We start from the raw sequence: 23,118 nt of genomic DNA, 5'->3' as shown, positions 1-23,118 counted from the left end.
GGTCCCCCAGCCTCGGGTCGAGGACGCGCTCCAGCGCCCGTCCGCACATGTTGAAGGCCCGCACCACCAGCACCACCGCGACGCCGGGGCCGAGCACCCACCACCACGCCCCCTGGCTGATCACACCGCCGCTGTACGCCATGTCGAGGACGCGCCCCCACGAGATGCGCAGCGGATCGCCGAGCCCGAGGAACGACAGCGAGGTCTCCGCGATGATCGCGATGGACACGGTCAGCGTGGTGTTGGCGAGCACCAGCGGCATGACGTTGGGCAGCACGTGGCGCGACATCTGGTGCCAGTGCCCGCCGCCGAGCGCCCGCGCCCGCTCCAGGTAGGGCCGCGCCTCCACGGCCATGGTCTGCGCCCGCACCAGCCGGGCGGTGCTCGACCAGGACGTCACGCCGATCACGATGATCACCGCGAGCAGTTTGGGCACCTGCGGTGGGAACACCGTGGCCAGCACGATCGCCAGCGGCAGGTACGGGATCACCAGGAACCACTCGGTGAACCTGTTCAGCAGGCCGCCGCCGACGCCGGTGAAGTGCCCGGACATGACGCCGACGACGGTGCCGAGCACCATCGAGATCAGCGTGGCGGCCAGGCCGACCAGCAGCGTGATCTGGGTGCCGTGCACGACCAGGGTGAGCACGGAGCGGCCGTCGGCGTCGGTGCCCAGCAGGTACTGCCAGGACGGCGGCTCCAGGGCCCCGCCGGTCGCCTTGACGACGCTGAGCCCGTCCGGGTCGGCCAGCAGGTCCGCGAAGATCGCGACCAGGCCGAACAGGACCAGCACGATCGCGCCGGACCGGAACTCGCCGTCGCGCAGCAGCCTGCGCCACCCGCTCCGGCCGGACCGGCGTGCCAGGGAACCCGCGCTCACGGCTGCCTCACTCTCGGGTCGAGCACCGGCATCAGCAGGTCGGCCAGCAGGTTCATGAAGATCACCGCAGCGCTGAAGAACAGGAACAGTCCCTGCAGCAGCGGGACATCGGGGCCGCGGGTCGCCTCGTAGGTGAGCCGGCCCAGGCCGGGCCACGAGAACACCATCTCCACCGTGATCGCGCCCGCGACGACGAAGCCGAGGCTCAGGAACAGCAGCGACACGGTCGGCAGCAGCGCGTTGGGCATCGCGTGCCGGCGTAGCACCAGGTCGTCACGCAGGCCCTTGGCCCGTGCGGTGGTCAGGTAGTCCGCCCGCCGCTCGTCGAGGATCGAGGATCGCATGATCAGCGAGTACTCGGCGACGTAGACGACGGCGAGCACCAGGACCGGCACCAGCATGTGCCGCAGCACGTCCAGCCATACCGGCAGGTCGGAGCGCGGATCGGTCATGCCGCCCGCGCCGAGCCCGAAGCGGCTGAGCACCACCAGCACGACGAGGCCGAGCAGCCACTCGGGGGTGCTGTAGAAGGTGACCGCGAGGTTGGACGACCAGCGGTCGAAGCGGCTGCCGTAGCGCCAGCCCGCCCGGGAACCCAGCCAGACGCCGATGCCACTGGCCAGCACCAGCGCGGTGCCCGACAGCAGCACGGTCGGCCACAGCCCGCGGAGGATCAGGTCGAGCACCGGCTCCTTCTTGCTCCAGGACCAGCCGAGATCGAGGTGGGCGAGCTGCTGCAGGTACTTGCCGAACTGCACGTTCAGCGGATCGTTGATACCCAGCGTCTCGCGCAGTTGCCGGAGCGTCTCGGGGTCGGCGTTGCGCCCGCGCGGGGCGAAGGTCTTCTCGGGGTTGCCGGGCAGGATCCGGAACAGGAAGAAGTTGGCCAGCACCACGAAGACGAGCGTGGCCAGCGCCGCGGCGCAGCGCCGCAGCACCAGCGAGAGGGAGAGGGGACGGGGGCGGCGCGGTGCGCCGCCCCCGTTGGCGTTGCCCATCAGCGGGTCACTCCCGGTCGTCCGCGGTCGACCGGCGGCGCAGCACGACCACGATGACCGCGACGGCGATGAGCACGACGACGCCGACCACGATCGACACGATCACGGCGGTCGGCAGCCCGCCGTCGTCGGTCGCGGCCTTCTCGGTCACCGGCTCGATGTTGCGGTACGAGTAGGTGCCGTACTGCAGCGCCAGGATGCCGCCGTCGCTGGGCTGGGCGACGAACCCGGTGAACCGGTCGTTGCGGTACACGTCGGCCTGGTTGTAGTAGTAGAGCATCGAGTAGGCGACGTCGTCGTACAGCTTGGCCTGCGCCTGCTTGACGACCTCGGCCCGCGCGGCGCGGTCGATGATGGTCTGCTGCTTGGCGTAGAGCGCGTCGTAGTCGGCGTCGCAGTAGAAGCTGTCCGACCAGCCGGCCGAGATCTCGCCGTCCTCCTCGGTCGAGCGCTGACCGCAGGTCATCACCGACAGCTGGAAGTCGGGGTCCGGCTCGACGACCCAGCCCCAGTGGAACAGGTCGAACTCACCCTTGCCGAGTACGGCGGTCAGGTTGTCCTCGCTCATCACCGACACGGTGACCGCGATGCCGATCTCCTTGAGCCAGTCCCGGATGTACTCGGCGTCCTTCTGCGACGACTCCGACTCGCTGCGGGCGAACATGCGGAAGTTCAGCGCCTTGCCGTCCTTGGCCCGGATGCCGTCGGCGCCCTTGGCGTAGCCGGCCGCGTCGAGGATCGCGTTGGCCTTGGCCAGGTCGAACGCGCGCTCGTTGGCACCGGGGTTCCAGTGCAGGTCGGCGTAGATCGGCGGGATGACGCCGGTGGCGGCGGTGCCGTGATTGCGGATCACCTTGTCGACCAGCGTCTTGCGGTCGATGGCGTGGTCGATGGCGAGCCGGACCTGCTTGTCCTTCAGCGCCGGGTGGCCGTCGCCGATCGGCTTGCCGTCGGTGGTGGCCGCGCCGATGTTGTAGGCGAGCTCGCTGAAGCCGTAGTACCTGGCGTCGTTGACGGTGATGCCGGGCTTGCCCACCAGCGGCTCGAACACGGCCGCGGGCAGGTCCTGCGCCATGTCGATCTCACCGTTCTGCACGGCCTGCGAGAGCGCCTCGTCGTCGGTGAAGATCCGCAGCACCAGCTCGTCGATCTTCGCCGCGCCCAGGTAGTAGTCCTTGTTGGCGGTGAACCGGTAGAACTGGCCCTTCTTGGCCTCGGCCAGGCGGAACGGTCCGGACCCGACCGGGTTGCTGTCGTTGGCGTAGTTGGCCACCGCGGTCGCGTCGATCTTCGACCAGACGTGCTCGGGCAGGATCGGCACGGCCAGGCTCAGCATGATCGGCGACGGCTGCGCCGTCTCCATGACCACGGTGTACGCGTCCGGCGCGGTGATCTTCGAGATGTTGTCGACGTAGCTGCCGTACTGGCTGTTGGCGGTCTCGTCGTCCTTGGCCCGCTGGAAGCTGTACGCCACGTCCTTCGAGGTCAGCTCGATGCCGTCGGAGAACTTGACGCCCTTGCGCAGGTGGTAGGTCCAGGTCTTGCCGTCGGCCGAGGTCTCCCAGCTCTCGGCCAGCTCCGGCGTCGGGGAGAAGTCCTTTGCGCTGTTGCCGATCAGGTAGTCGTACATGAGCCGGTAGGACTCGTACGCCGCCGACACGACACCGACGTACGGGTTGAGCGAGTCGATGTCCTGCTTCATGCCGATGACGAAGCTGGTCTTGCTGCGCTCCGTCCCGGGCGTCGGCGTCCCGTCCGCGGCGGCGGGCGTCGCGAGCGCACTGAGCGCGACGACGGCGGCGGCCACCGCGATCGCCACCCGCGCCCGCACGCGTTGCGCTGACTGATTGGTCAACCAGGATCTGGGAGCAGGAGAGGTGCTGCTCATCGGTTTACTCCTTGGTGCCCGGGGGCGTGGCGGGTAGGGTGCCCGTTCATGCCGCACGATCTCGACAACATCGACGTCCCGCCGGCCGCCCCGCGCGAGCCGTGCGAGCGGGAGCTGCACGGCCGCCGGTGGACCGACGATTACGGGTGGATGCGCGACCACTCCGACCCGCGGTTTCTCGCCTACCTGCGCGCCGAGCGCGGGTACTACGATGCCGCCGCCAGCCGGCTGGAGGGCCTCCAGACCGAGGTCTTTCACGAGGTGGAGCGACGCCTTCTTCCGACTGATAGCTCAGTCAGTTGGAGACGTGGTTCACGTTTCTACTACACCCGGACCGTCGCGGGAAGTGAGTACGAGCAGTTCTTACAAGCCGGACATGACGGGGAACCGGACCGGGTGCTGCTCGACGGGGCCCGGCTGGCCGGTCCCGACGGGTTCGCCGAGATCGGATTGCGCGAGCTGAGCCCCGACAACACGCTCCTGGCGTACTCAGTGGATACCACCGGCGATGAGGTCTATCGATTGAAGTTCCGCCATACGGCGACGTTGACTGACCTTTCGGAGGAGCTGCCGCGTACGTACTACACCGGGGCGTGGAGCGCCGACTCGGGCACGTTCTTCTACACCGTGCACGACGAGCTGTTCCGCCCCCACCAGGTCTGGCAGCACGTCATCGGCACCCCCGCCGAGGCCGACGTGCTGGTCCTGCAGGAGGACGACGCCCGCTTCGAGCTCACCGTGCACGCCACCCGAGACCTGTGCTGGATCATGATCGAGGCGCGTAGCCGGGACACCGCCGAGTGGCGGCTGATCCCCGCCGACGCCCCGGACGCTGAGCCGCTACTCGTCGCGCCGCGGCGCAAGGGCGTCGACTACACCGTCGACCACGCCGACGGGCGGCTGGTCATCGTCACCGACGACGGCGCGCCCGAGTTCCGGGTGATGTCCGCGCCGGTGGAGACGCCCGGCCCCGAGCACTGGACCGAACTGCTCGCGCCGCGGCCGGGTGAGCGCGTCACCGCCTGCCACGCGCTGCGCGGGCACTGGCTGGTCGAGCTGCGCCGCGACGGCTTCCCGCTGCTGCGCGCCGTGGACCGGACGACCGGCGCGGAGGTCGAGATCGGCGCGGGCATCGACGCGGGACACGTCCGCCTGGCCGCTCCGGTGGAGTACGACGACACCGCTGTCACGGTCGTCGTCGAATCTCTGATCGAACCGCCGTCCTGGTTCACCACCGACCTGCGCACCGGCGTACGCGAGCTGCGCAAACGCCGCGAGGTCCCGGGATACGACCCGGCGGCGTACCGGACCGCGCGGCGGCACGCGACCGCCCCGGACGGCATCGGAGTGCCGGTGACGCTGGCCTGGCACGCGGACACCCCGCTCGACGGCACCGCCCCCGCCCTGCTCTACGGGTACGGCGCCTACGAGTCCGTGCTGGACCCCGAGTTCGATCCGGTGCTGCCGAGCCTGCTGGACCGGGGTGTGGTGTACGCGCTGACCCACCCGCGCGGCGGCGGCGAGAACGGCCGCGGCTGGTGGCTCGGCGGCCGGCTCGCCGCGAAGGCCAACACCTTCACCGACCACCTCGCCGTCGCCGACTGGCTGGCCGACGGCATCGCCGACGGGTCGCGCCTGGCCACCCGCGGGCTGTCGGCCGGGGGGCTGCTCCAGGGCGCGGTCTACACGCAGCGGCCCGGACGCTGGGCGGCCGTCGTCGCGGAGGTCCCGTTCGTGGACGTCGTCACGACCATGCTCGACCCCGACATCCCGCTGACGGTCAACGAGTGGGACGAGTGGGGCGACCCCCGCAGGCCCGACGAGTTCGCCTGGATGTGGGCGTACTCCCCGTACAACCACCTGCCGTCCGGCCCCCGCCCGGCGCTGCTGGCCACCGGCGCCCTGCACGACCCCCGGGTCATGGTCCACGAACCCGCCAAGTGGATCGCCCGCCTGCGCGCCACCGCCCGCCCCGGCGACGGCCCCCTCTACCTCCGCGCCGAACTCGGCTCCGGCGCCCACACCGGCCCCGCCGGCCGCTACGCCCACGCCCACTACGAAGCCGAGATAACCGCCTTCCTCCTGTCCCACCTCCACCCCTGACCTGGCGCAACTCTGAAGGCCTTGCGGCCTCCCATCGCCCCTGAGGCCGCAAGTCTTTAAGAGTTGCGGCAGGAGGTGGGCGGCGTCGTCAGGCGAGGACGGCGAGTTGGGCGGCGTGGATCTCGCCGGGCATCGGGCGGCCGGCGAGGAGGTGCTCCACGTCGGTGACGGCGTACGCGCCCAGGCGGCGGGCCTCGGTGCCCTGGACCCCGGCGAGGTGCGGGGTGATCCAGACGTTGGGCAGGGCGAACAGCGGGTGCCCGGCGGGCAGCGGTTCGGGGTCGGTGACGTCGAGCAGCGCGTCGATGCGGCCGTCGGCGCACGCGCGAGTCAGCGCGTCGGTGTCGATGAGCGCCCCGCGCGCTGTGTTGATCACGATGGCGCCGTCGGGCAGCATGGCCAGCCGCCGCTCGTCGATCATGTGTACCGTCTCCGGCAGCTCCGGCGCGTGCAGGGTGAGCACGTCGCTGCGCCGGCACAGCTCGTCGAGCCCGACCGGTTCCGCGCCCAGCGCGGCGGCGTCCAGCGGGTCCAGGTACGGATCGCTGACCAGCACCCGAAACCCGGCCGCGCGCAGCCGCACGATGACGCGCCGGCCGATGCGGGACGCGCCGACCACCCCGACGACCCGGCCGTCGTTGCCCGCGCGCTCGTTGACGGCGAACGTCGGCTGGCGGCCCTCGGCGTACCGGCGGGCGAAGGCGAAGGCGCGCTTGCCCGCGAGCAGCAGCACGGCCAGCGTGAAGTCCACGACCGGCTCGGCGTTGGCGTCGGCGGCCGAGGACACCGCGATGCCGCGGGCGAACACCTCCGGGCCGACGTGCAGCTTCACCGAGCCCGCGGCGTGCACGACCGCGCGCAGCCGGGGCATCGCGTCGAGCACGGGCTCGTCGAGCGGCGGGCAGCCCCACCCGGTCAGCAGGACCTCCACCTCGGACAGCACCCCGGCGGCGGCCGCGAAGTCGCCCACCGCACCTGGCGCGAGCAGGCGTAACGATCCACCGAGCCGGGTCAGCAGTTCCTCAGGGAACACCGCGTCCGCCGCGGGCGGCGACATCACGATGAGCCCGGCAGGGCGGTCCGGGTGGCTCACGGCATCTCCCAAGGCGATCGTCAGTAAACGTTTGCTGTACGGATTCAGGACCGTAGCCGCATCCGTTTGCGTGGTCAACACCCGTATCGAGCGCGGAATGCAACGAGATGGAGTCAGCAGCTTGACGCCGTGTTAGAAAACGGTTTAGTTTCTGTCTCCGCCGGGCACGGTGATCTGAACCACTCTCCCGGCATCCCGTCCGGGCCCCAGGGCCGGGGCTCTGAACTGCGAAAACTTTCCGCTACGATCCGATTCCCCCCGCAAAGGAGCGGTCATGAAGACCCGATCGACGAAGGCAGCCGCGGCGCTCGCCGGTGCCATGGTTTCCGTGGCTCTGGTGGCGACCGGTTGCAGCAAGGGCGCCGACACACCCGCCGACAAGCCCGCCGTCACCGAGATCACCTTCTGGTCCTGGCTGCGCGCCTCGCAGGAGGTCACCGACGCGTTCAACAAGACCCACACCGACGTGCAGGTCAAGTTCGAGCAGATCCCGGGCGGCGCCGAGGGCTACGGCAAGCTCACCAACGCGGTCAAGGCGGGCAACGCGCCGGACGTGGCCACGGTTGAGTACGCGATGCTGCCCGACATGCTGGCGCAGGGGAACCTGGCCGACGTCTCCGGCGACATCACCGACCTGGTGAAGTCGAAGTACCCGGCCCCGATCCAGGAGCTGGTGACGCTCGGGGGCAAGACCTGGACCGTGCCGCTGGACGCGGGCGCGATGGTCATGTTCTACCGCAAGGACCTGTTCGAGCAGCACAAGATCGCGGTGCCGAAGACCTGGGACGAGTTCAAGACCGCGGCCGAGGCCGTGAAGAAGGCCGACCCGAAGTCGCGCATCACCGACTGGAACCAGACCGACTCGGCGAACTTCGTGTCGCTGAACTGGCAGGCCGGCGCGAAGTGGTTCGGCATCGAGGGCGACTCCTGGAAGGTCACCCTGGACTCCCCCGAGTCGCAGAAGGTCGCCGGCTACTGGCAGGACCTGATCACCAAGGACCTGGTGACGAACGTACCGGCGGAGGAAGTGCAGAAGCGCAAGGCCGCGAACCAGGTGTGGACCCAGCTCGGCGGCGCGTGGGCCGCGGGCGGCCTCAAGGCCGGCCTGCCGGACCAGGCCGGCAAGTGGGCCTCGGCCCCGCTGCCCTCGTGGGACGCGAACCCGGCGTCGGCCATGGTCGGCGGCTCCTCGTTCGGTGTGAGCAAGACCAGCAAGAAGAAGGACGCCGCGCTCACGTTCATCACCTGGATGACCACCACCCCGGAGGGCATCCAGGCCCGCCTGGCCAGCGGCGCCAGCTCGACGCTGCCCGCCATCCCCGAGCTGGCCGACGTGGCGGCGAAGAACTTCGACACGAAGTTCTTCGGCGGCCAGGACATCTACGCCGTCGCCAAGGCGGCCCTGCCGACCATCAAGACCGGCTGGGTGTGGGGTCCGGGCATGCGCGGCGTGTTCGACGGCATCGGCGAGCAGTTCAAGCTCGTGCAGACGGGCAAGCAGCAGCTCCCGGCGGTGTACGCGCCGGTGCAGACCAAGACGATCGAGGACCTGAAGGGCCGCGGCATCAACGCGTCCTGACGACCACGGGGCGGGCGGCGCTGTTTCGGGGCAGCGCCGCCCGCCCTCCCTCGCTGCTGAAAAGAGGTGCGCCCATGCCCCCCACCCGCTCCGGCCTGGCCCGCCGCCAGTACGGCGTCGCCGCGCTCTTCACCGCCCCGTTCTTCCTGCTGTTCTTCGCCTTCACGCTCGCGCCGATCGGGTACGGCGCCTGGCTGAGCCTGCACCGCGAGCAGACCTCGGGCCTCGGCCTCGGCGGGGAGCCCGAGCAGGTCTTCGTCGGCCTGGACAACTTCACCAGGGCGCTGACCGACGGCCGCTTCCTCGGCAGCTTCGCGACGGTCGGCGTGTACTGCCTGGTCTACATCCCCATCATGATCGGCATCGCGCTCCTGCTGGCCCTGCTGCTGGACTCGGTGTACGCCCGCGCCAAGCGCTTCTTCCAGCTCGCGCTGTACCTGCCGAACATCGTGCCCGGCCTGATCGCCGCGATGATCTGGACCTACCTCTACACCCCGGGCCTGTCCCCGATCATCGACGCGCTGGCGAAGGTCGGCGTCCCGTTCAACCTCGGCTCGGACGCCGGGGCCGTCGGCGCGGTGGCGAACCTGACCATCTGGATGCACACCGGCTACAACGTCATCATCTTCTTCGCCGCGCTACAGGCCGTGCCGCGGGAGGTCATCGAGGCGTCCACCGTCGACGGCGCGGGGCAGATCCGCATCGCGTGGTCGGTGAAGGCCCCGATGATCCGCGGCGCGGTGGTGCTGGCGGTCCTGTTCACCGTGATCGGCGCGATGCAGCTGTTCACCGAGCCGTTCATCGTGCGCGACGCGGCCACCACGATCGACCAGGCGTGGACCCCGAGCCTGTACATCTACCAGCTGACCAAGGCGTACGACATGGGCGGCGCGGCCGCGGCCTCGCTGATCCTGACCGTGGTGCTGGCCGTGGCGTCGTTCCTGGTCACCCGGTTCTCGAAGAAGGGGGCGGCGCTGTGAGCACCGCGCAGACCCTGACCCGGCCCGAGCCCGCGGCCGCCGCCGGCCGGGCCGCCCCGCCCCGGCGCACCCGCCCGGCCTCGCCGCTGCTGTCGAAGGGCGTCGTCAACGGTGTGCTGGTCGCCGCCATGCTGTGGACCGTCCTGCCGCTGACCTGGCTGGTCATCGCCGCGACGAAGGGCTACGCCGACCTGTACTCCACCGGCGGGTTCGAGTTCGCCCGGGTGCGGCTGTGGGAGAACCTGGTCGAGCTGTTCACGTTCGGCGACGGGCTGTTCCTGCGCTGGCTGCTCAACAGCTTCCTGTACGCCGGGGTCGGCGCGCTGGCCAGCTCGCTGATCTCGGTCCTGGCCGGGTACGCCTTCGACAAGTTCCGGTTCCCGGGCAAGGAGCGCTGGTTCGGGCTGGTGCTGCTCGGTGTGCTGGTGCCCGCGGCGGTGACCACGGTGCCGCTGTACCTGATGGCCTCGGACCTGGGGCTGACCAACAGCTTCTGGGGCGTGTTCCTGCCCGGCCTGGCCAGCCCGTTCGGGGTCTACCTGGGCCGGGTGTTCAGCTCGGCGTACGTGCCGGACGAGCTGCTGGAGGCCACCCGGGTCGACGGCGCGGGCGAGCTGCGCACGTTCTGGCAGATCGCGTTCCCGCTGCTGCGCCCGGCGTTCGCGACGCTGTTCCTGTTCGGCTTCACCGGCGGCTGGAACGCCTTCTTCATGCCGCTGCTGATGCTGTCCGACCACCAGCTGTACCCGGTGGGGCTGGGCCTGTTCATGTGGCGTCAGCTGATCAACACCGACCAGGACCTGTACTACCCGCTGCTGATGACGGGTTCGCTGGTCGCGATCCTGCCGCTGATCGTGGCGTTCTTCAGCCTCCAGCGCTACTGGAAGGCCGGCCTCACGGCCGGGGCGGTGAAGTAGGAGCTCACAGCCCCTGAAGAGTTAAGAAGGGCACCTTCTACAACGCGGAGCGTTGTGAAGGTGCCCTTCCTTGCTCCTCAGATGAGGGGGCGGACGGAGTCGCGCATGGCGATGTGGGTGCCGAGCATGACGTGCTGGCGGGCGGAGCCTTCGCCGCGCTGCAGGGCGAGCTTGACGGCGGTGCGGCCGAGTTCCTCGTGCGGGAGGTGGACGCTGGTCAGGGCCGGGGTGAGTTCGGGGGCGAACGGGGTGTCGTCGTAGCCGATGACGGAGACGTCGTCCGGGACCGACTTGCCCGCCGCGCGTAGCGCCCGCATCGCACCCGCGGCGACGAAGTCGTTGGCGGCGAAGACGGCGGTGAACTCGACGCCGTCGGCCAGCAGGCGCTGGACCTGGCGGAAGCCGGAGTCCTGGCTCATGTCGCCGTGGGTGATCAGCGCCGGGTCGACGGGGACCCGGAACGCCTCCAGGGCGCGGCGGTAGCCGTCGAGGCGGGCGTCGAAGGTGGTGTTGCCGATCGGGCCGCCCAGCATGGCGATGCGGCGGTGGCCGGAGGAGAGCAGGTGGCTGGTGGCCGAGAAGGCGCCGCCGGCGTTGTCGTACTCGACGGTGATGGCCGGGAAGTCCGGGCCGAGCGACGGGCGGCCGCAGAGCACCAGGCGGCTGCCCGCGTCCTCCAGGCCCTTGGCGTAGCGGTACATGCGCTCGCGGTAGTCGTCGGTCATGTTCACGCCGCCGACCAGGATGACCGCGTCGGCGTGCTGCTCGCGCATCAGTTTGACGATCTCCAGCTCGCGGTCCGGGTCGCCGTGCGTGGTGCACACCAGGCAGAGCCGGTCGGACTCGGTGGCCTGGTATTCCACCCCCGAGGCGATGAACGCGAAGAACGGGGTCACCACGTCGTACATGACCAGGGCGACCACGTTGGAGGTGGCACCGGACAGCGCCCGCGCGTGGGCGTTGACGACGTAGTCCAGCTCCCGGACGGCGCGCTGGACCTTGGTGCGGGTGGCGTTGGCGACGGGGTAGTCGCCGGAGAGCACCCGGGACACGGTCGCCACCGACACCCCGGCCATCGCCGCGACGTCGCGAATGGTGGGCCGCTTGTTCATAGGAACCCCAGAAGGATGAGGACGAGCAGGGGAAACGATTCTAGAAAGCGTTTACCCTACGCGTCCTCATCCCTTCTGTCCACGCCGGGTCACGGGCCGGTGACCACCTGCAGGAAAGCGGGCCGGGTGGCGTTCGTCCGGCTGTTGAGCACCGTCGCGCGGCCGGTCGCCGCCTGCCACAGCCCGACGGTCGCGGTCTTGTCGCCCGCGTACTGCGCCTGCACGAACGAGGTGACGTCCAGCGGGATCCAGTCGGCGACCTGGCACAGCGGGGACGTGGACAGGTGTGCGCCCAGCGCGGGCGCGGTGTTCCAGGTGACCCCGCTCTCGGTCCAGCCGTCGGCGGCGACGGCGTACGCGCTGATGCCGGTGTGGGTGCCGACGGAGTCGGCGGTGTAGCCGCTGACCCAGAGCACGGCCCGCTTCGGCGCGGCGGGCAGCGTGGTGAGGTCGAACTTGAGGAAGGCCTTGCGGGCGTACCCGACGCCGTCGTTCTTCACTTCCAGCGTGGTGCCGTTGTAGTTGGTGGTCGCGTAGCCGCCGTCGCGGACGTGCGCGTCGGCGGTGGGCGGCAGGCTCAGGTGCTGCCCGCCGGTGACGGTCGCGCCGGTGCCGAAGGTGATGGTCCGCGAGCCGCCGAGCGCGCCGCCGACCTCGACGACCAGCTTGATCGGGTTGAGGCCGGTGACGCTGATCCGCCCGTCGCCGGAGGCGGTGCCGTAACCGCTGCGGGCGATGGTGACGGTGACCGTGGTGGCGGTGCGGGTGGGGTCGGCGACGCTCACCTTGAGCTGCCCGCCGGACTCGCGCAGCAGCACGGAGCAGGGGGCGCTGACGGTGATCGGCCCGGCCGTGCCCGCGGCGAAGAAGTTCGCGGCCGTCACGCCCGTCGCGCTGTCGGCGATCGCCTGCACGGTCGAGGTGTTCGCGAGCACGGTCACGGTCGGGGTGGCGGCCCGGTTCGCGGTCGTCGTGGTGTCCGCGCCCGGCAGCAGGTGGTAGGCGTACGAAGCGGCCGCCGGGTTGACGCCGTGGTCGACGTACAGCGTGAGGTACTTGCGGGTCAGCACCTCGGTGGTGCCGCCGGTGTTGATCTGCGACCAGCTGCCGGAGCGGGACTCGCGCAGCGCCTTGACCGTCGCGCCGCCGGGGAAGACGATCCCGGCGAAGGAGTTGTGCGCCCAGTTCACGCCGGTGAAGGTGGCCGCGCCGGGCGACGCGAGCTGCGCGGTCCCGTTGATGTGCAGCTGCTGGCTGCCGGTGCCGCCGCCGAGGTTGCGGTTGTCCACGATCGTCTCGACCGCGACGCCGTCGGAGCTGCTGATGCCCGCGCCGAGGCAGACGATGCCGTCGTCGAGGCAGAACCAGGACTTCCTGGCCTGCAGCGTGGACTCCAGCCCGCGGGTGTCCTGGCCGAGCGCGGCGAAGACGCCGTCGGTCGCGCCGCCGACCCAGGTGGTGCCGGGGTCGGGCGCGCCCCACGTGCCGCCCGCGCCGTCGGCGAGGGCCTTCTTCGACACCGTCGTGCCGGGCAGCCGGTACGGGTCGACGGTCGGCCAGAACGCGTCCGAGTACTGCCCGTTGCCCCAGGTCGAGCCCCAGTACGACAGCATGCCGTTGTTGGTGTGCCAGCCCTTGAGGTGCTCGCCGTTGCCGGTCTCGTAGTAGGTGGTGCGCTGGGAGCACATGGCGATCGAGGCGGCCCAGCCCGCGCGGCGGTGCACAGCCTGGTCCTGGGCGGCGAGCAGGCGGTGGTTCACCGGCTCGGCCACCGCGGCGACCGCGGCGCTGTCGCGGATCGCCAGGCAGGCGGCCAGCGTGGGCACGCCCAGCGTCTGGTCGTCGGCGAGGTTGCCCCAGTACTCGCGCTGGATCCAGCCCTTGACCATGCCCCGCCACAGGGCCGCCTCGGCCGGGGACGCGGCGTCGGCCATCCGCACGAAGCTCGCGACGATGCCGTGGCCGCGCACGTGGTCGTCGCCCTGGATGCCGAGCGGGTCCTGCACGGACAGGCCGCGGCTGACGCCCCGCCCGCTGACGCAGTCCATGACCAGCCCGTTGTAGAGGAACGGGGCCCAGGAGCGGGTCATCGCGTCGAACGCGAGCTGCCGGTTCGGGTCGCTCACCGCCCAGGTCGAGCCGGCCAGCAGCCCGAACAGGCCCGCCAGCCCGGACAGCAGCGCCGCGCCGTAGGTGCCCTGGTACGGCACCACGCTGTGCTGGATGAAGGAGCCGTCCTCGTAGTAGCCGTCGCCGGTGCGCACGTACCCGAAGATCGGGGAGAGGCCGTCCCGCCCGGCGGCGATCTTCGCGGCGTTCTTGCCGAGGATGCCGCGCCGCACCACCACGAGGCACACGTCGGAGCGGTTCGCGCCGGTGCTCGCCCCGCCGTTGAGCAGCGGCGCCACCGCCGGGGTGAAGGTGTCGACGGCGGCCAGCCAGTCGGTGATCCGGGTCGCGGTCAGATGGTCGTAGACCAGCGCCATGATGTCCAGCAGCGTCTGCGGCGTGCCGATGTTCCAGTCCCACCAGTTGCCGAACCAGGCGGTCGACGGCTTGAAGACCTTGGTGTGCAGGTAGTCGAGCCCGTTGATGACCTCGCCGAGCAAGGTCGCGTCGCCGGTGAGCCCGGTGCCCGGCTGTGCCCAGGCCAGGGCCATGGCGCGCAGGCGGGAGTAGCTGCCGGTGACCGACGAGGACACGTCGAGCGGCAGGTCCGGCCACAGCGCCGCGCCTCCCGGGGTCATCGTGGCCCGGCGCTGGGTCGCCAGCTCGCCGATCACGGCCAGGCGTGAGGCGTAGGGCTCGACGGCCGGGTTGAACCCGGTGCCGGTGATGCTGTCGCGATACCGCAGCCGCAGGGTGTCGAACTCGTCCGCGGCGTACACCGGGCCGGCCGGGAGCAGGGGCAGGGTCAGCGCGCCGAGGGCGGAGGCGCTGCCGGCCTGGAGCAGGTGACGGCGGGACAGGTGCATGGGCCATCCTCTTTACGTCAGTACTACAGCGGACCTACGTAACCGTTTCCCCGATTGATGACGCAGAAGATAGGGCATGCACTCTCGGCCACACAAGAGAAGTCGGAAAACGTTATCCACCACTGCCGGGCAAACCATCGCTGACCATTGCCCGACAGCGGCGACCTGTCCGTTGTGGATCTTGACTACTGTTAAGAAGCTGTACTACGGTCGAAGGGTTGTTCCAGAAATCGTTTTCTAAGGCAGTGACCGCGCCGCCGTCCGGAGGAGCCGCCGTGCTGATCCCGCAACCCGTCTCGTACGCACCGGCCGAGGGACGGCTGACGCTCACCCCGCAGACCGCGGTCAGCGCCCCGGCCGAGATCGCCGCCCTGCTCCGGGAACTGCTCGGCCCGGCCACCGGCCTGCCGCTGGCCGACGGCGGCGAGGACGCCGAGCTGGCCTTCGCCCTGGACGACACGACCGGCCTCGGCGAGGAGGGCTACCGGCTCACCGTCGACGGCACGGGCGCGCGGGCCGTCGCGGGCACGCTCACCGGGCTGCGCTGGGCCGTGCAGGCGCTACGCCAGCTGCTGCCCCCGCAGGCGTACGCCGCCACGCCGGTCACCGGGATCGACTGGACCCTGCCGTACATCGAGATCGAGGACCGGCCCCGCTACCCGTGGCGCGGCATCATGATCGACGTCGGCCGCTGGTACCAGCCGGTGTCGTGGCTGCGTACCGTGGTCGACCTGCTCGCCCTGCACCGCATGAACACGCTGCACCTGCACCTGACCGAGGACCAGGGCTGGCGGTTCGAGGTGAGGAGCCACCCGCGGCTGACCGAGGTCGGCGCGTGGCGGCACGAGTCGCCGATCGGCCACGAGAACATCAAGCAGGCCGACCGCACCCCGCACGGCGGCCACTACACCCAGGACGAGCTGCGCGAGCTGGTCGCGTACGCGGCCCGGCGCGGGGTGACGATCGTGCCCGAGATCGACCTGCCGGGGCACACCACCGCCGCCATCGCCGCCTACCCCGAGCTGGGCAACAACCCCGGGACGCAGCTGGCCACCGGCACCCGCTGGGGCATCTACGACACGGTGCTCAACTGCGACGACGCCACCGTACGCGTCATGAAGGACGTGCTCGACGAGCTGGTCGACGTGTTCCCGTCCCCGCTGATCCACCTCGGCGGCGACGAGGTGCCGCCCGCGGAGTGGTCGGCGAACCCGGGCGCGCAGGCGCGCATGAAGGAGCTCGGGCTGACCGATCCGGAGGACCTGCTCGGCTGGTGGATCTCCGAACTGTCCGCGCACCTCCGCGAGCACGGCCGCCGGGTCGTGGTCTGGGACGAGCTGGTCGGCCGGGGCGCGCCCGCCGAGGCCGTGGTCATGGCGTGGCGGCACCAGGACAAGGTCATCGAGGCGCTGCGGGCCGGGCATGACGTCGTCGCCACCCCGTGCGAGCACGTCTACCTCGACTACTACGAGTCCGACGCGCCCGGCGAGCCGGTGAGCATCGGCGGGCTGCTGCCGCTGGAGAAGGTGTACGCCTACCAGCCCGAACCCGGCGAGCCGGCCGGGGACAACCGGGTGCTCGGCGTGCAGGGCAACCTGTGGGGCGAGTACCTGCCGACGGTCGGGCGGGCCGCGTACAACCTGCTGCCGCGTTTGTCCGCGGTCGCTGAAGCCGGCTGGGGCACCCGGACCGAGCTGGGCGACTTCCGGCAGCGGCTCGACGTGATGCTGCGCCGCTTCGACGCGCTCGGCGTCGCGTACCGCCGCCCGGAGCCCTACTCGGCGGGCGAATAGCGGACGGCACCGGCGGCGCGGACACGGTCCACCGGTGCGCGAGGTGCCCGCAGGCGAGGCATGTCGAAGGGCGGTGCCCGGTCGCCGTGCCCGCCGCTGTCGCGACGCACCCTCGGGACCTACCCGTCGCCCGGGACGCGACGTAGTGTGCTGGGCACCGTGGCCGGAGCACCGGCCGCGGCCCGGTGGGAGGGGAACCTGTGCGCGCGGTGGCCTACGACGGTTTCGGACAGCAGCCCGACGTACGTGAGCTGCCCGAACCGGTCGCGCCGCCGCACGGCTGCGTGATCAAGGTCGAGGCGACCGGGCTGTGCCGCAGCGACTGGCACGGCTGGATGGGCCACGACCCCGACATCGCCGCGTTCCCGCACGTGCCGGGCCACGAGCTGGCCGGGACCGTGCACGCCGTCGGCGCGGACGTCACCGGCTGGCGGGTCGGCGACCGGGTGACCGTGCCGTTCGTCTGCGGCTGCGGCGGCTGCGAGCCGTGCCGCCGGGGCGCGCCGCAGGTCTGCGAGCACCAGACCCAGCCCGGGTTCACCCACCGCGGCTCGTTCGCCGAGTACGTCGCGATCGACCACGCCGACCTCAACCTGGTCGGCCTGCCCGAGCAGCTGTCGTACGCCGCCGCGGCCGCGCTGGGCTGCCGGTTCGCCACCGCGTACCGCGCGGTCGTGGCGCAGGGGCGGGTCGCCGCCGGGCAGTGGGTCGCCGTGTACGGCTGCGGCGGCGTGGGGCTGTCGGCCGTGATGATCGCCGCCGCGTACGGCGCGCGGGTCGTCGCCGTCGACGTCTCCCCCGGCGCGCTCGACCTGGCCCGCGAGCACGGGGCTGTGGCCTGCGTGAACAGCCGGGAGACCGACCCGGTCGCGGCGGTGCGCGAGCTGACCGGCGGCGGGGCACACCTCACCCTCGACGCCCTGGGCAGCCCGGCGACCTGCGACGCGGCCATCCTGAGCCTGCGCCGCAGCGGCCGCCACGTGCAGGTCGGGCTGCTCCCGCACGGCGCGCCCGAGCTGCCGATGGGCCGGGTCATCGGCTGGGAGCTGGAGATCCTGGGCAGCCACGGTATGGCCGCCGCCGACTACCCGCCGATGCTCGACCTCGTGGTGTCCGAGCGGCTGCGCCCCGACGCGCTGGTCACCCGCACCATCGGGCTCGACGCGGTGCCCGCCGCGCTGACCGCGATGGGCGACGCTCCCCCGACGGGTATCACCGTCATCACCCCGCAAGCCCTTGCCTGAACGCTGCCTCACTTCGCCTTGTACGGTGTCCGAGTGCTGTTCCGTACCTGGGACCAGCCTTTCGACAACGACGGGCGGTCCGGAGCGACCGTCGAGGTGACCGACCCCGTCGGGGTCCCCCACGTCGTCGTCAGCGAGCACCGGCTCGTCAAACGGGTGCTGGCCGACCCGGACACCTTCCGGCCCGACAACGCCCTCGACGCGGTCAGCCCGATGCCGGTAAGCGCGCTGCGCCTGCTCGCCTCGTACGGCTTCAAGCTGCCCGCCACGCTGGCCAACAACGGCGGCGCCTCCCATCCGGCGATCCGCGAGATCACCGCGCGGGCCCTGCACCCGGACCGGGTCGAGGCGCTGCGGCCCTGGCTGACCGGCGTGGTCCGCCGCCGGGTCGCGGTCCTGGCCGCACGGCTGCGCGCCGGGGAGGCCGTCGACCTGTACGCCGACCTCGCCGCCGACCTGCCCCTGCTGGTGCTGGCGAAACTCGTCGAGCTGCCCGAGGCCGAGGCGGCCGTGGTCAAGGAGTTCTCCCGGGCCGCGCTGGAGCTGTTCTGGGCACCGCTGGACGCGCCCCGGCAGCTCGTCCTGGCCGAGACCGTCGGCCGGTTCCACACGGTGCTGCGCGACTTCGCGGCCACGGCCGGCGGCATGGTCGGTGAGCTGCGTGCCCATACCGCCGCCGCGGGCCTGCCGAAGGACACCCCGGTCGGGGCGCTGTTCTTCCTGCTCGTGGCCGGTCAGGAGACCACGTCGCAGTTCCTCACGCTGCTGCTGCACCGGCTGACCGGAGAGTCCGCGGTGCTGGACGGGCTGGCCCGGGGCACCGTCGAGGTGGACGACGTCGTCGAGGAGGGCCTGCGGCTCGTGCCACCGATCCCGACCTGGCGGCGGGTGGCGGCCCGGGACACCGAGCTCGACGGCTTCCCGGTGCGCCGAGGCGCGAGCATCGTGCTCTGGCTCGCCCGCGCCGGGCTCGCGGCCGCCGAGAACCCGCACGATTTCGTACCCGGCCAGCGCGGCTCCCGCCGCCACCTGGCCTTCGGCGCGGGCGCGCACCGCTGCGTCGGCGCCCAACTGTCCCGCATGGAAGCCGCCGTCGTCGTCGCCGAAACCGCCCCCCTGCTCCGCGACGCCGAGGTCCTCCGCGCCCCCTGGTGCCCCGACAACCTCAGCTTCCGCATGCCCGACACCTTCACCATCCACCGCCCCTGCCCCCCACCTGGCGCAACTCTTAAAGACTTGGCGCCATGGACTGCCCGGGTAGCCGCAACTCGTTAAGAGTTGCGCCATGCGGGCGCCGCCGGGCGGGCGGCGGGTCAGTCTTCGTCGAGGTCGGTGAGGGTGCGGGGGTCGTCGCAGTCGCCGTACAGGGCGGGGCTGAGCCAGCCGGGGGCGCTGCGGCGGAAGACGCCCGGTTCGATGTTGCCGGCGCCCTCGGGGAGCAGGCCGTCGAGGTCTTCGGGCAGGTCGGACAGGTTGGCGAAGTGGACCAGTTCGGGGCGGCTGGGCCAGGAGCCGATGACGACGCGGCCGGCGATGTTGCGGCGGGCCATCGCCTCCAGGGTCAGCGCGGTGTGGTTGAGGGTGCCGAGGCCGGCCCGGGCTACCACGACCGCGGGCGCGGACAGTGCCACCGCGACGTCGGCCAGCGACCAGGTCGCGCCGCCGGGGTGCAGGCCCATCGGCACCAGCAGCCCGCCCGCACCCTCGACCAGGGTCAGCTCGTGCTCGGCCGCGATGCCCTTGACCTGGTCGATGATCGTGAACATGTCCAGCGGCGGCAGGCCGGCGACCCGGGCGGCGGCGGTCGGCGCAAGCGGGTCGGGGTACTCGGCGAGGGTGACCGTGGTGGCGGGGGCGGCCAGCCGGGCCACGACCGCCATGTCGGGCACCTCGCCGTAGGAGGGGTCGATGCCGGTCTGGGCCGGTTTGACCACCGCGGTGCGTACCCCCGAGGCGGTTGCCGCAGCCGCGATCGCGGCCGTGGTGATGGTCTTGCCGACCCCGGTGTCCGTGCCCGTGACCAGCACGATCCCCGTCAGCGCCGTCACGGCCGCACCTCCATGATGATCTCCAAAGCCCGCGCGAAGTCGTCCGCGAGCACGCCTGCGTTGACCGTCAACCGCAGCCGGGACCGGCTGTCCGGGGTGGACGGTGGGCGGAAGCACCCTACCGCCACGCCCTTGTCGCGGCACGCCCCGGCCCAGGCCCAGGCCTGCTCGGCCGACGGCGCCCCGACCGACACCACGCCGCCGGCCGGATCGGTGACCGCGAGCCCGGCCGCCCGGAACGTGTCCCGGATCGCGGCCGCGCGCTCGTGCAGCACCGCCCGCAGCGGCTCGCCGTCGCGGGCCAGGTCCAGCGCCGCGGCCACCCCGGCGGCGATCGCGGGCGGCAGCGCGGTGTCGAAGATGAAGGTGCGGCCGGTGTCGACCAGGTGCCGGATCAGCGCCGCGGACCCGGCGACCACGCCGCCCGCGCCACCGAGCGCCTTGGACAGGGTCGCGGTGACGATCACGTCGGGCTGCCCGGCGATCCCGGCCGCGACCACGCCGCCGGCCCCGGCCGGGCCGACCACGCCGAGCCCGTGCGCGTCGTCGACCAGCAGCAACGCCCCGTGCGCGCGGGCGGTCGCGTGCAGCTCGGCCAGCGGGGCGAGATCTCCGTCGACGGAGAACACCGACTCGGTGAGCACCACCGCGGGCCGGCCGGGGTGCGCCGCGAGCAGCCGGGCCGCGTCGGCCGGGTCGCCGTGGGCGAACACCGCGGTCTCCGCGCCGGCCAGCCGGCAGCCGTCGATCAGCGAGGCGTGGTTGTGGGCGTCGGCGACCAGCAGCGTGTTCGGCCCGCACAGGGCCCGGATCGCGCCCAGGTTGGCCAGATAGCCGCTGGAGTAGACCAGCGCCTGCTCGGCCTCCAGCCACGAGGCGAGCGCGGCCTCCAGCCCGGTGTGCGCGTCGGTGCTGCCGCGCACCAGGCGGGAGCCGGTCGCGCCGAGGCCGTACGCGTCCAGCGCGTCCGCCGCCGCGGCCCGCACCCGCGGGTGGCGGGCCAGCCCGAGGTAGTCGTTGCCGGCGAGGTCCACGAGCGCGTCGTCACCGGCGCGCGGACGCAGCTCGCGGCGCAACCCGGCGCGTTCGCGCAGGTCGGCCTTGCGCCGTAGCGTCGCCAGCCAGTCGCCCATGATTCAACCCATCCATGTCTCAGTCACTCGGCCTTTGGCCGACCCGAACAGGCCGCGTTGTAGGGTACGCCCATGTCGACCAGCTCAGTATCGGTACTCGACCGCGCCCGCACCCGTGTCCTCGCCGAGGGACAAGGCCTCGATCAGGCCGACATCCTCGAGGTGCTCCGGCTGCCCGACGAGGACATCCCCGCCGCGCTCCAGCTGGCCCACGAGGTCCGGATGCGCTGGTGCGGCCCTGAGGTCGAGGTCGAGGGCATCGTGTCGCTGAAGACCGGCGGCTGCCCCGAGGACTGCCACTTCTGCTCCCAGTCCGGGCTGTTCTCCTCGCCGGTGCGCTCGGTGTGGCTGGACATCCCGTCGCTGGTCAAGGCCGCCGAGCAGACCGCGGCCACCGGCGCGAGCGAGTTCTGCATCGTCGCCGCCGTACGCGGCCCGGACGCCAAGCTCATGCAGCAGATGCGCGACGGCGTGAAGGCGATCAAGGAGGCCGTCGACATCAACGTGGCGGCGAGCCTGGGCATGCTGAGCCAGGAGCAGGTCGACGACCTGGTGGACATGGGCGTGCACCGCTACAACCACAACCTGGAGACCTGCCGGTCGTACTTCCCGAACGTGGTCACCACGCACTCGTGGGAGGAGCGCTGGAGCACCCTGAAGATGGTGCGCGACTCCGGCATGGAGGTGTGCTGCGGCGGCATCATCGGCCTCGGCGAGACCCTGGAGCAGCGCGCCGAGTTCGCGGCGCAGCTCGCCGAGCTGGAGCCGGACGAGGTCCCGCTGAACTTCCTCAACCCGCGGCCGGGCACCCCGCTGGGCGACCAGCCGGTGATGGACCCCAAGGACGCGCTGCGGGCCATCGCCGCGTTCCGGCTGGCGCTGCCGCGCACCATCCTGCGGTACGCGGGCGGCCGCGAGATCACCCTGGGCGACCTGGGCACCCGCGAGGGCCTGCTGGGCGGCATCAACGCGGTGATCGTCGGCAACTACCTGACCACCCTGGGCCGGCCCGCGACCTCGGACCTTGAGCTGCTGGCCGAGCTCAAGATGCCGGTCAAGGCGCTGTCCGCGACGCTGTGAGGCCGGCCGTGGAGACGACGTACTGCGACCGCTGCGGTGAACCCGGCGGCGGCGCCGCGCACGACGGCTGCCGGGCGGCCCGGGAGCTGGAGCCGCCGCGCTTCTGCGCGCACTGCCGCCGCCGGATGAAGGTGCAGGTCGTGCCCGCCGGCTGGACCGCGACCTGCGTCGAGCACGGCACGCTGACCGGCCACTGAGCACCTGCACGACGAACGACGTCCCGCCCCGGGTTCCGGGCGGGACGTCGTCGTAGGAGGTCCGTGCGCGGGTCAGGGCAGGGGCGTCGCCGGCGCCGGGGACGGCGGGGTCGGGGTGTCCGGCAGCGCGATGAGCGTGAACCGGGCCTTCAGCCAGGGCAGCAGCGTCCGGTACGCGACGATGGTGTCGGGTTTGCCGTTGTCGTGCGACAGCACGATCGAGCCGGGCCGCACGTCGCGCTCCACCGCCGCGATGATGTGGTTCACCATCGCCGTGCCCTTGCCGAACTTGGCGCTCTCCCAGTCCCGGGGGTCCACGTGCCAGTAGATCGACTTCATGCCCAGGTCGGACGCGATCTTCACCAGTTTGGTGGTGAAGTTGCCGCCGGGGGCGCGGAAGTAGGCGACCCGGGCGCCGGGCGGGGCCGCCCGCAGGATCATCTTGTTGGTGTTCTCCAGGTCCTTGCGGATGTACGCGTCATCCCGCTTGGCCAGGTCGAACAGGTGCTGCCAGGAGTGGTTGCACAGGGTGTGGCCCTCGGCCGCGATCCGGGCGATCAGCCCCGGGTTGTCCCGGGCCCGGAACCCGACGACGCAGAAGGTGGCCTTCACCCCGCACTGCTGCAGCGCGTCGAGGATCTTGGGGGTGTTGATCGGGTCCGGCCCGTCGTCAAAGGTCAGCGCGACCGCGGGCGTGCCGGTCTTCACCAGCGAGCCGCCGGGTCCGGTGCCGCTGGCCGCGGGCTTGGTCTGGGTGACCTTGCCGGTGCAGCTGATCGGCTTGCCCGACGGCGGCTTCGGCTTGGCGGGGCTCGCGGTCGGCTGGACCGGCGTCGGCGTCGGTGAGCTGCTCGGTTCCGCGAAGGTCGGCGTCGGCGCCGCCGTCGGCGTCACCGCGGGGGCGGGCGTCGGGACCGGGATGGTGCCGTTGGCCGAGGGTTCCGAGGGGGAGCCGCAGGCCGCGAGCGCCATCGTGACGAGCACAGCGGCGACCGCGATGCGTCGTTGCATGCGAACTCCTGAGGGGGCGGGGGTTCAGCGTGCCCCGACGATAGTCCAATCCCCGCCCCGAATGCAGCCTTCCTCAAGATCGATATC

18 protein-coding genes are annotated in these 23,118 nt (G+C 71.7%); 9 read left to right on the top strand and 9 right to left on the bottom strand.

All coding sequences use genetic code 11. The features are described from left to right. From Cco03nite_RS15360 to Cco03nite_RS15350, 3 genes are all read right to left on the bottom strand, one after another. Positions 1–880 (bottom strand): ABC transporter permease (locus Cco03nite_RS15360; protein ID WP_203692752.1); only part of this gene is annotated, 880 nt, incomplete at its 3' end. Next, on the bottom strand, positions 877–1,878 hold the full coding sequence (locus tag Cco03nite_RS15355; protein ID WP_203692751.1) for an ABC transporter permease: 1,002 nt from the start codon (positions 1,876–1,878) through the stop codon (positions 877–879). The genes Cco03nite_RS15360 and Cco03nite_RS15355, both read right to left, overlap by 4 nt. Positions 1,879–1,885: 7 nt before the next feature. Then, the gene (locus Cco03nite_RS15350; protein ID WP_203692750.1) at positions 1,886–3,766 is read right to left on the bottom strand and encodes an ABC transporter substrate-binding protein; all 1,881 of its coding nucleotides are present in this window, start codon (positions 3,764–3,766) and stop codon (positions 1,886–1,888) included. A gap of 48 nt (positions 3,767–3,814) precedes the next feature. Between Cco03nite_RS15350 and Cco03nite_RS15345 the strand changes: the two genes are divergently transcribed. Further along, positions 3,815–5,869, top strand: a complete 2,055-nt coding sequence (locus Cco03nite_RS15345) for a S9 family peptidase (protein ID WP_203692749.1) — start codon at positions 3,815–3,817, stop codon at positions 5,867–5,869. Between the two features lie 88 nt (positions 5,870–5,957). Here the strand turns inward: Cco03nite_RS15345 and Cco03nite_RS15340 are convergent, their stop codons facing one another. Further along, positions 5,958–6,962, bottom strand: coding sequence for a hydroxyacid dehydrogenase (locus Cco03nite_RS15340; RefSeq protein WP_239167391.1), 1,005 nt, complete (start codon positions 6,960–6,962; stop codon positions 5,958–5,960). Between the two features lie 274 nt (positions 6,963–7,236). Here Cco03nite_RS15340 and Cco03nite_RS15335 point away from each other — a divergent pair, with 274 nt between their 5' ends. From Cco03nite_RS15335 to Cco03nite_RS15325, 3 genes are all read left to right on the top strand, one after another. Further along, positions 7,237–8,541, top strand: a complete 1,305-nt coding sequence (locus tag Cco03nite_RS15335; RefSeq protein WP_203692748.1) for an ABC transporter substrate-binding protein — start codon at positions 7,237–7,239, stop codon at positions 8,539–8,541. 74 nt (positions 8,542–8,615) lie between these two features. Beyond that, positions 8,616–9,521 (top strand): carbohydrate ABC transporter permease, encoded by a 906-nt coding sequence (locus Cco03nite_RS15330; protein ID WP_203692747.1) that lies wholly within the window; start codon positions 8,616–8,618, stop codon positions 9,519–9,521. Continuing rightward, positions 9,518–10,438: a carbohydrate ABC transporter permease gene (locus tag Cco03nite_RS15325; protein ID WP_239167390.1), complete on the top strand. Its 921-nt coding sequence runs from the start codon at positions 9,518–9,520 to the stop codon at positions 10,436–10,438. The genes Cco03nite_RS15330 and Cco03nite_RS15325 overlap by 4 nt, the downstream gene beginning before the upstream one ends. Positions 10,439–10,515: 77 nt before the next feature. Here the strand turns inward: Cco03nite_RS15325 and Cco03nite_RS15320 are convergent, their stop codons facing one another. Then, on the bottom strand, positions 10,516–11,550 hold the full coding sequence (locus tag Cco03nite_RS15320) for a LacI family DNA-binding transcriptional regulator (protein WP_203692746.1): 1,035 nt from the start codon (positions 11,548–11,550) through the stop codon (positions 10,516–10,518). Between the two features lie 89 nt (positions 11,551–11,639). Further along, positions 11,640–14,525, bottom strand: coding sequence for a polysaccharide lyase family 8 super-sandwich domain-containing protein (locus Cco03nite_RS15315; protein ID WP_203692745.1), 2,886 nt, complete (start codon positions 14,523–14,525; stop codon positions 11,640–11,642). Positions 14,526–14,800: 275 nt separating this feature from the next. On the opposite strand from Cco03nite_RS15315, the gene Cco03nite_RS15310 reads away from it, so the two are divergent. The 3 genes from Cco03nite_RS15310 to Cco03nite_RS15300 all read left to right on the top strand — a co-directional run bounded on the left by Cco03nite_RS15310 (position 14,801) and on the right by Cco03nite_RS15300 (position 18,837). Next, the gene (locus Cco03nite_RS15310; protein ID WP_203692744.1) at positions 14,801–16,318 is read left to right on the top strand and encodes a beta-N-acetylhexosaminidase; all 1,518 of its coding nucleotides are present in this window, start codon (positions 14,801–14,803) and stop codon (positions 16,316–16,318) included. Positions 16,319–16,518: 200 nt separating this feature from the next. Then, positions 16,519–17,562, top strand: coding sequence for a zinc-dependent alcohol dehydrogenase family protein (locus Cco03nite_RS15305; protein ID WP_203692743.1), 1,044 nt, complete (start codon positions 16,519–16,521; stop codon positions 17,560–17,562). Between the two features lie 33 nt (positions 17,563–17,595). Next, the gene (locus Cco03nite_RS15300; protein ID WP_203692742.1) at positions 17,596–18,837 is read left to right on the top strand and encodes a cytochrome P450; all 1,242 of its coding nucleotides are present in this window, start codon (positions 17,596–17,598) and stop codon (positions 18,835–18,837) included. Positions 18,838–18,875: 38 nt separating this feature from the next. Here Cco03nite_RS15300 and bioD read toward each other — a convergent pair whose 3' ends face one another. Both bioD and Cco03nite_RS15290 read right to left on the bottom strand, forming a co-directional pair. After that, positions 18,876–19,589, bottom strand: coding sequence for a dethiobiotin synthase (gene bioD, locus Cco03nite_RS15295; RefSeq protein WP_203692763.1), 714 nt, complete (start codon positions 19,587–19,589; stop codon positions 18,876–18,878). 17 nt (positions 19,590–19,606) lie between these two features. Then, positions 19,607–20,743, bottom strand: a complete 1,137-nt coding sequence (locus Cco03nite_RS15290) for an 8-amino-7-oxononanoate synthase (RefSeq protein WP_203692741.1) — start codon at positions 20,741–20,743, stop codon at positions 19,607–19,609. 72 nt (positions 20,744–20,815) lie between these two features. On the opposite strand from Cco03nite_RS15290, the gene bioB reads away from it, so the two are divergent. Then, a complete protein-coding gene (gene bioB / locus Cco03nite_RS15285; RefSeq protein WP_203692740.1) occupies positions 20,816–21,823 on the top strand; it encodes a biotin synthase BioB in 1,008 nt (335 codons plus the stop codon). Then, the gene (bsaP, locus tag Cco03nite_RS15280) at positions 21,820–22,020 is read left to right on the top strand and encodes a biotin synthase auxiliary protein BsaP (protein ID WP_203692739.1); all 201 of its coding nucleotides are present in this window, start codon (positions 21,820–21,822) and stop codon (positions 22,018–22,020) included. The genes bioB and bsaP overlap by 4 nt, the downstream gene beginning before the upstream one ends. Positions 22,021–22,092: 72 nt before the next feature. Here the strand turns inward: bsaP and Cco03nite_RS15275 are convergent, their stop codons facing one another. Then, positions 22,093–23,031, bottom strand: a complete 939-nt coding sequence (locus tag Cco03nite_RS15275; RefSeq protein ID WP_275412040.1) for a polysaccharide deacetylase family protein — start codon at positions 23,029–23,031, stop codon at positions 22,093–22,095. Positions 23,032–23,118 lie beyond the last annotated feature (87 nt).

Origin of the sequence: Catellatospora coxensis (assembly GCF_016862635.1) — a bacterium.
GTDB lineage: Bacteria > Actinomycetota > Actinomycetes > Mycobacteriales > Micromonosporaceae > Catellatospora > Catellatospora coxensis.
Note: the sequence above shows the minus strand (reverse complement) of the source record. Positions and strands in the feature narration are given on the sequence as shown.

Bases quoted from the DNA above. Each gene is read 5' to 3' on its own strand.
- Cco03nite_RS15315 (WP_203692745.1), bottom strand. From the start codon at position 14,525: ATGCACCTGTCCCGCCGTCACCTGCTCCAGGCCGGCAGCGCCTCCGCC.
- Cco03nite_RS15330 (WP_203692747.1), top strand. From the start codon at position 8,616: ATGCCCCCCACCCGCTCCGGCCTGGCCCGCCGCCAGTACGGCGTCGCC.
- bioB (WP_203692740.1), top strand. From the start codon at position 20,816: ATGTCGACCAGCTCAGTATCGGTACTCGACCGCGCCCGCACCCGTGTC.
- Cco03nite_RS15355 (WP_203692751.1), bottom strand. From the start codon at position 1,878: ATGGGCAACGCCAACGGGGGCGGCGCACCGCGCCGCCCCCGTCCCCTC.
- Cco03nite_RS15335 (WP_203692748.1), top strand. From the start codon at position 7,237: ATGAAGACCCGATCGACGAAGGCAGCCGCGGCGCTCGCCGGTGCCATG.
- Cco03nite_RS15290 (WP_203692741.1), bottom strand. From the start codon at position 20,743: ATGGGCGACTGGCTGGCGACGCTACGGCGCAAGGCCGACCTGCGCGAA.
- Cco03nite_RS15275 (WP_275412040.1), bottom strand. From the start codon at position 23,031: ATGCAACGACGCATCGCGGTCGCCGCTGTGCTCGTCACGATGGCGCTC.
- Cco03nite_RS15350 (WP_203692750.1), bottom strand. From the start codon at position 3,766: ATGAGCAGCACCTCTCCTGCTCCCAGATCCTGGTTGACCAATCAGTCA.
- Cco03nite_RS15320 (WP_203692746.1), bottom strand. From the start codon at position 11,550: ATGAACAAGCGGCCCACCATTCGCGACGTCGCGGCGATGGCCGGGGTG.
- Cco03nite_RS15345 (WP_203692749.1), top strand. From the start codon at position 3,815: ATGCCGCACGATCTCGACAACATCGACGTCCCGCCGGCCGCCCCGCGC.